At 70.1% G+C, this 7,332-nt stretch carries 5 protein-coding genes; 3 read left to right on the forward strand and 2 right to left on the reverse strand.

Annotated features, from left to right (window positions below; all coding sequences use genetic code 11):
• Positions 1 to 182, reverse strand: a 182-nt coding sequence (locus ACXJKL_RS10065; protein ID WP_457206920.1) for a hypothetical protein, incomplete at its 3' end; no start/stop codon positions are given.
• A gap of 69 nt (positions 183 to 251) precedes the next feature.
• On the opposite strand from ACXJKL_RS10065, the gene ACXJKL_RS10070 reads away from it, so the two are divergent.
• From ACXJKL_RS10070 to ACXJKL_RS10080, 3 genes are all read left to right on the forward strand, one after another.
• Complete coding sequence (locus ACXJKL_RS10070; protein ID WP_457206921.1) at positions 252 to 1,019, forward strand: DinB family protein; 768 nt, start codon at positions 252 to 254, stop codon at positions 1,017 to 1,019.
• 36 nt (positions 1,020 to 1,055) lie between these two features.
• Positions 1,056 to 1,658, forward strand: coding sequence for a DUF1269 domain-containing protein (locus tag ACXJKL_RS10075; RefSeq protein ID WP_457206922.1), 603 nt, complete (start codon positions 1,056 to 1,058; stop codon positions 1,656 to 1,658).
• A gap of 91 nt (positions 1,659 to 1,749) precedes the next feature.
• On the forward strand, positions 1,750 to 3,096 hold the full coding sequence (locus tag ACXJKL_RS10080; protein WP_457206923.1) for a M20/M25/M40 family metallo-hydrolase: 1,347 nt from the start codon (positions 1,750 to 1,752) through the stop codon (positions 3,094 to 3,096).
• Between the two features lie 341 nt (positions 3,097 to 3,437).
• On the opposite strand, the gene ACXJKL_RS10085 is transcribed toward ACXJKL_RS10080, so the two are convergent.
• Positions 3,438 to 7,332 (reverse strand): Ig-like domain-containing protein (locus ACXJKL_RS10085; RefSeq protein WP_457206924.1); only part of this gene is annotated, 3,895 nt, incomplete at its 5' end.

Below are 7,332 nucleotides of genomic sequence, written 5' to 3' on the forward strand. Positions count from 1 at the left end.
GGCCGGGCGAGGTAGGTCTCGACCGTGAGGAACGCGCGACTGGTGTGTCCGACGAGGGCTCGCACGTCCCACTCACCCAGGCCGTCGTGGTCCCACCGGTCACCCACCAGCGCGGCGGTGTGCACGAACCACTCCGCAGCTGCGGCGAAGGCCCGCCGTGAGTCCTCCCACGCGAATCCCATGGTGCGAGGCTAGACCGGCGGTCGGAGCGGTCCTTCCCGGCACGGCCCGGGCGTGGAAGAGTCGACGTCGTGGCCACCTTCTCCCGGTCCGACGACCTGCAGGGGGCGGAGTTCGTCGACGTCGACCTCCGTCGCGCACGGTTCGTCGGGGTCGACCTCTCCGGAGCGGTGATGCGCGGGGTCGACGTCCAGGGCATGCACATCGACTCGCCGTGGCTGGCCGAGCACGGCGCCCTCATGTACGTCAACGGCGTCGACGTCGCGCCCCTCGTCGAGGCCGAGCTCAACCGGCGCTTTCCCGGCCGTGCCGACCGCAGGGCCGAGGACCCGTCCGGCCTGCAGTCCGCGTGGTCCCGGCTCGAGCAGACCTGGGCGGCGACGCTCGAGAGGGTCGCCGTGATGCCGAGGGACATGGTCGACACCTCCGTGGCCGGGGAGTGGTCCTTCGCCCAGACGCTGCGCCACCTCGTGATGGCGATCGACACGTGGCTCGGACGAGCGGTCCTCGAGCTCGACGCCCCCTACCACCCGGTCGGCGTACCGCACGGCGCCCATGCGATCGACGGGCACGACGTCTCGTTGTTCACGACGCAGGTCCCGTCCTGGGAGGACGTCCTCGAGGCGCGACGGGGCCGGCTCGCCCTCGTGCGCGACTTCCTCGCCACGGTGACCACCGACGAGCTCGCTGCCACCCGGACGAATCCGTGGGACCCGGCACACCGGGTGACCGTGCTGCACTGCCTGCACGTGATCCTCAACGAGGAGTGGGAGCACCACCGGTACGCCCTGCGCGACCTCGACGTCGTGGAGGCAGGACAGATCACCCGTCGAGGATGAGGCACCCGGGGCCGTCCGCTTGCGACGTTGGGCTTCTTGGCCGCCTCGCTCCTCGACCTCTCGAGCGGCGACGTGACGGCCAACACCGACAGAGAGGTTTCTCCGATGGCCATGGACACGCTGATCGTGATCGCGGGGGTCTACCCCGACCTCGATTCCGCCGAGGCCGACTACGACGCGGTGAAGGAGCTGCACAAGGAGGCGGACCTCATGGACGCGTACGACGCCGCGGTCATCCATCGCCGCGACGACGGCAAGGTGAAGATCACCAAGAAGCACGAGACCCCGACGCGGGTCGGTGGCGTGCTGGGGGGCGGGGCGGGCCTGGCCACCGGTCTCGTCGTGGTGCTCTTCCCCTTCGCGGCTGTCGGTGGCGGCCTGCTCGCGGCGACCACGGCGGGCGGCGCGGTCCTCGGGGCCCTGGCCGGTCATGCGTCCGCCGGCATGAGCCGGGACGACCTGAAGGAGCTCGGTGAGTCCCTCGACAAGGGCGAGGCAGGCCTGGTCGTGGTCGGCGTGATGGACATGGAGGCCCGCATCGAGAAGTCCATGCGCCACTCGGAGAAGCTGGAGAAGAAGCAGCTCAAGGCTGACGTCGACGCCATCGAGCGCGACGCGAAGGACGCCTCCGGCGAGTAGCGACCCCGGACGGACACGGCACCGGCGCGGTCGCCCATGGAYAGTTGGAGGAGTGGCGATGGTGTCCGACGAGGTAGCGGGGGAGCGACCCATGGACCTGAGGGCCCGTGTCGACGCGCTCATGCCCCGGGCGCGTGACGAGCTGGCCGAGCTCGTCGCCATCCGATCCGTCGCCGACGCACGACGGTTCCCGCCCGAGGAGTGCCATCGCGCCGCCGAGTGGGTGCTCGAGCAGTTCGTGGCCGTCGGCTTCACCGACGCCCGCTTGGCCGAGACTGCGGACGGCAGCAACGCCGTCGTCGGGTCCCGCGCGTGCGCGCGACCCGACGCACCCACGGTGCTGCTCTACGCCCACTACGACGTCCAGCCACCGCTCGACGACGCCGCCTGGCAGACACCGCCGTTCGAGCTGACCGAGAAGGACGGGCGTTGGTACGGACGGGGGACGGCGGACTGCAAGGGGAACATCCTCATGCACCTCATCGCCCTCCGGGCCCTCGGGCCGGACCTGCCGGTGAACCTGAAGGTGGTGGTGGAGGGCTCCGAGGAACAGGGGACCGGGGGCCTGGAGGCCTTCGTGGTCGACAACGCCGAGCTRCTCGCCGCGGACACGATCCTGGTCTGTGACACCGGCAACGCCGCCGTCGGACACCCCGCCGCCACCGTCAGCCTCCGAGGCATGGTCGACGTCGTCGTGACGGTCGAGGCGCTCTCCTCGGAGGTGCACTCCGGGATGTTCGCCGGGGCGGCGCCCGACGCCCTCGCCGCCCTGATCGCCATGCTGGCGAGCCTGCGCGACGCCGCCGGCAACACCACCGTCGACGGCCTGGACAACACCCGCCGCTGGGACGGCCAGCCGTACCCTCCCGAGCGGTTTCGGCGCGAGGCCGGGCTGCTGGACGGCCTCGAGCTGCTCGGTGACGGTGAGGTCTCGGACATGCTCTGGGCACGACCCTCGCTCACCGTGCTCGGCATCGACTGCCCCCCGGTCGTCGGCTCGGCGGCGGCGATCGCACCGACCGTCGCGGCGCGGCTCAACCTCCGGATCCCGCCCGGTCTCACCCCCGAGGCGGCACAGGAGGCCCTGACGGCCCACCTGCGCCGGGCGGCACCGTGGGGAGTGCACGTGTCCATCGAGGTGGAGGCCACCGGATCGCCGTTCGAGGCCTCGACGGACGGGCCGGCGTACACGGCCATGGCCCAAGCCATGCAGGAGTCCTACGAGCGGCCGATGGCCAGGCTGGGGCAGGGCGGCTCGATCCCGCTGTGCAACGTCTTCGCCGACACCTACCCGGACGCCGAGATCATCCTGATGGGCGTCGAGGAGCCGCTGGCACTCATCCACGCGCCGAACGAGAGCGTCGACCCACGGGAGATCGCCGCCATGGCCCTCACCGAGGCGTTGTTCCTCCAGCGGTACGCCGCCTCGCCGACCTGACAGGACGTGGGTCGGCGCCACCGCCAGGGCCGTCCACGGTTCTTCGAGGGCCACGTCGTCAGCCCTCCCCGGCGCGTCGGCCGATGCCGACGCCGGCGTTGCGGCCCGACTGGCGGCGGACGACGGGGATCCGGTCCGCCGCGCTGTCGCCCGCCGCCAGTTGCGCGGATCGGGAGGTCGCGCGCCGCCAGTTGCGCGGCGTCGTACGTCGAGCCGGTCCCGGACGTCACGACGAAATCGGCCCGCGCCGCCAGTCACTGCGTCACACGACGCACGAACACCCCGGGCCGTGAGGCCCGGGGTGTCCGTTCTCTTCGTGGTGGAACGTGCTGCCCGACCTCCTACGCCCCCGTCCTGAAGGTCCAGGTGGTGGTGGTGAGCGCAGCACCGGCCAGGTCCCGGATGGCGGTGGCTCCGCCAGTCAGGGTGACGCGGTACAGGGTGTTCGCCGCCAGGGTGGCGTTCGGGTTGAGCGTCACCACCCGGGTGGTGGCGTTGAAGGTGACCACCGAAGCGACCAGGGCGTTGGTGGCCGCCACCCTCAGCTGGACGGTCGTGCCGCTGACGCCGTTGACGGCCTCACTGAACGTCGCCGTCACGTTGGCCGTCCGGCTCACCCCGGTGGCGTTGACCGCCGGCGTCCGAGCCGTCACCGTCGGAGCCGGGTTCGCCGCCGCCGTGGTGAAGGTCCAGCTCGTGGTGGCGAGCGGGGCACCGRCCAGGTCCCGGATGGCGGCGGCTCCGCCAGTCAGGGTGACGCGGTACTGCACGCCCGCCGCCAGGTTGGCGTTCGGGTTGAGCGTCACCACCCGAGTGGTGGCGTTGAAGGTGACCACCGCCGGAATCAGTGCGTTGGTGGACACCCGCCTCAGCTGGACGGTCGTTCCGTTGACGCCGTTGACGGCCTCACTGAACGTCGCCGTGGCGTTGGTCCCGACTGCGACACCGGTGGCGTTGGCTGCCGGTGTCTGGGCCGTCACCGTCGGCGGCGGGTTCACCGCGGCCGCTGCCGTCGTAAAGGACCACGTCACCGGTGCCAGAGCAGCGGGCGGGGTGCCCGTGTCCTGGATTCCGGCCAGCAGCCTGACGGTGTAGGTGGTGTTCGGCGCCAGGTTGGCGTTCGGGTTCAGCGTCGCCGTGGTGGCGGTCGAGGTGACAGCACTCGCGATGAGGGCGCCGTTGGCGGCGGTGCCCTGACGCAAGGTGAAGGTCGCTCCGCTGACTCCGGTGACGGCCTCACTGAAGGTCGCCGTGATGTTGTTCCCCACCGCAATCCCGGTGGCGTTGGGTGCCGGTGTCTGGGCCGTCACCGTCGGCGGAGCGTTGACCGGAGCCGTCGGAGTCACCGAGTTGGACGCCGGGGACAGTGCCCCGGGACCGAACTCGTTCACTGCCTGCACCTGGAAGGTGTAGGCCGTGCCGTTGACCAGTCCCGTGACCACCCGGCTGCCGGGCGCCGCGATACCCGTCACCGTGACCACCGGAGTGGCCGCTGTGACCGCCGCCGGTGTGGCGACGATGGTGAAGCTGGTCGGTGCCGGGCCTCCGTTGTCCGCCGGAGCGGCGAAGGTGACCGTCGCCGAGCCGATGCCTGCGACCGCCGTGGGTGCGGCCGGGGCCGCGGGCGTGAGCAGGGCCACCGTGGTGTCGGAGAACTGCAGCTTCTCGATGCCACGGAGGGTGTCCGTGCCGTCGGTCGCAGCTCCGCGGGTGTGCGCCACGGTGATCGAGTCGGCCCCGAAGGTGACGTCGTAGTCGGCCCGGGGGCCGGAGAACAACGCCGTGTCGTCGCCGGCTCCTGTGCTGGACAGCACCTCACGGAYCAACACGATGTTGCCCGGGTCGACGGTCCCGTTGAAGACCGCCTCCTGCAGCGTCGTCGTGCTACCCGTCAGGTAGGGGTGCTCCATGAGGTCGGTGGTGCCGATCTCGGTGGTGGGGTCCGCCGGGTCGGTGCGGACGCTGAGCCTGACGTTGAGGTACTTGTCACCGTCGATGATGTCGTCGGCGCCTCGTCCCTCCATCAGGTCGTTGCCCGCCCCGCCCAGGAGGATGTTGCCGTCGCCCCACACGTTGGTGCCGCTCAGGATCGGGCAGTCACCGCCCGCAGACGCTGCGACGACCGCCGTACGCGGCGTGGCCAGCGCCGGCACCAGGGCGTCGAGACCGGAGATCCGGTCCAGACCGTCCTGGTCGAGCGCGTCGCACCCGATGAAGCCTCCACCGCCCACGGCGCTGGGGACCACGTCGTCACCCCGGAGGATGTCGTTGAGCACCCCGCCCGAGAGGGCCTCGGCCTCGTTGAACTTGTCGCGGACACCGACCTGCAGGATGTCCAGCGGCGCGATCGGCAGGGCCAGGTCCAGGTCCTGGGCGATGGGGTCACCCTGACCGGGACTTCCGGCGATCTCCCAGTCGTAGCCGGAGGCCGCCGCCACCTTCTCGATGCCGGGTCCGGCGACCCCGATGTCGTCGCCACCCTCCATGTCGTAGTCGTCATCGCCGCCCTGGCCGATGAGGACGTCCGAGCCCGGGGACTGCGAGTCGTCGAGGAAGAACAGGTTCCCGCTGTCACCCTGCATCAGGTCCGGCTGGTCACCGCCCTCTTCCCAGTCGTGCCCGCTGTCACCGAAGGCTGCATCGAGGCTCTGGCCGAGCATGATGAAGTCATCGCCGGCACCACCGAAGGTCTCGTTGGCGTTGGCCCCACCGTTGGTGAAGTCCTTGCCCTCGCCGGCCATGATGATGTCCAGTCCCGGACCGGCGTCGATGGCGTCGTTGCCCGGACCGCCCTTGGGGACGTCGTCCCCGGCCAGGTCGGTGATGATGTCGTTGCCCACGCCGCCGAGGGCCACATCGGCGCCTCCACCGCCCTCGATGACGTCGTTGCCGACGTCACCCCAGAAGGTGTCGTTGTCGTTGCCGCCGTAGATGCGGTCGACGCCGGGTGTGCCGTTGTAGACGCTCTGGCCGTTGATCCCGGCCGGGTCCACGCTGTTGCGGGCCCGGTACTGGATCGTGCCGTTGGGCTGACGGATCAGCAGCGCCGTCTCGTCACACTCGGTGGCAGGATCGTTGGCGACCGTGTTCCCGAACTGCGTGAAGCCGGCCGGGGTCCCCGCGAGGTTCGACAGCTGGAACTTGCAGTCCGCCGTGGCGAAGACGTCCGCCTTGAGGGTGTTCGTCCCGTCCGTGTTGCGCTCGATGAGCTCCGCGAAGGAGTTGCCCTCGAGCTGGGTGCGCAGGTTCATGCCCGGCGTACGTGCCAGGTAGTAGAGCCGGTCACCGTTCTGCAGGTCGGTCAGCTGGTTCTCGAACACGTAGTTGAACGTCGTGCCGAGCAGACCCCCGAAGGGAGTCGTCACCTCGGCGAGGCCGCCCATCCAGAGGTCCACGTCGTCGAGACCCGTGATGGACCGGCTCCCGTTGTTGGCCCAGGCGTCCGTGCTGTTCATGAACGCAGCAGCGTCCTCCGGGGTCGACGTGTCACCGAGCAGCGGGTTGACCAGCTTCGCAGCAGCCGCCCGACGCGACTTCAGTGTCGCGGGCCCACCGTTGTCGGCCGCCTCGTCGGCCGCGGTGGCCGGGTCGTCGACCAGGATGTTGTCGGGCCCGTCGACGTCGGACAGGATCGACGGGTGTCGACCGTAGGCCGCCACGAAGTTGACCAGCGACTCAGGGTGCTTGAGGTTCTCCCCGAAGTCGACCCAGCTCGTGTAGGGCTTGAGCTGGCCGTCGTTCGTCTGGTTGAAGATGTCACGACGAAGGACGTTCAGCGGAGGCACGCCCTCGGACCGGGCTCGTGTCATGTTGATGGTCGCGAGGTCCAGCGGCAGGCCGAGCAGGTTGTTGCGCAGCGTGTCGGTCACGAACTCGTCGAGCTCGTTGCCGATCTGGTCGGTCATGCCCATCACGATGCTCCCGGCGGCCTGGGCAGCATTGAGCTGACCAGCGCTTCCACCGTCGGTGTAGGCCGGCGGATTGAGGAAGCCGTCGAGCAGTGGGATGTCGTTGTCGCTCCCGTCGATGTTGCGACGCGAGATCGTCTCGGTCAGCATCGAGTGCCCGAACCGGTAGACCGCGTGGGCGAACTCCGCGCGCACGGCCGGGTTGAGGTCGGTCTGGGTGAAGGCGAACGGCTCGAAGGGGTTGATCGCCGGCTGCACCTTGCGAGCGAACTCCTCGAAGACCAGGTGCTGGTACTCCATCTCGGTGACGAAGCGCGCCGCCTGGAAC

It is taken from the genome of Nocardioides sp. P5_C9_2 (assembly GCF_054049555.1).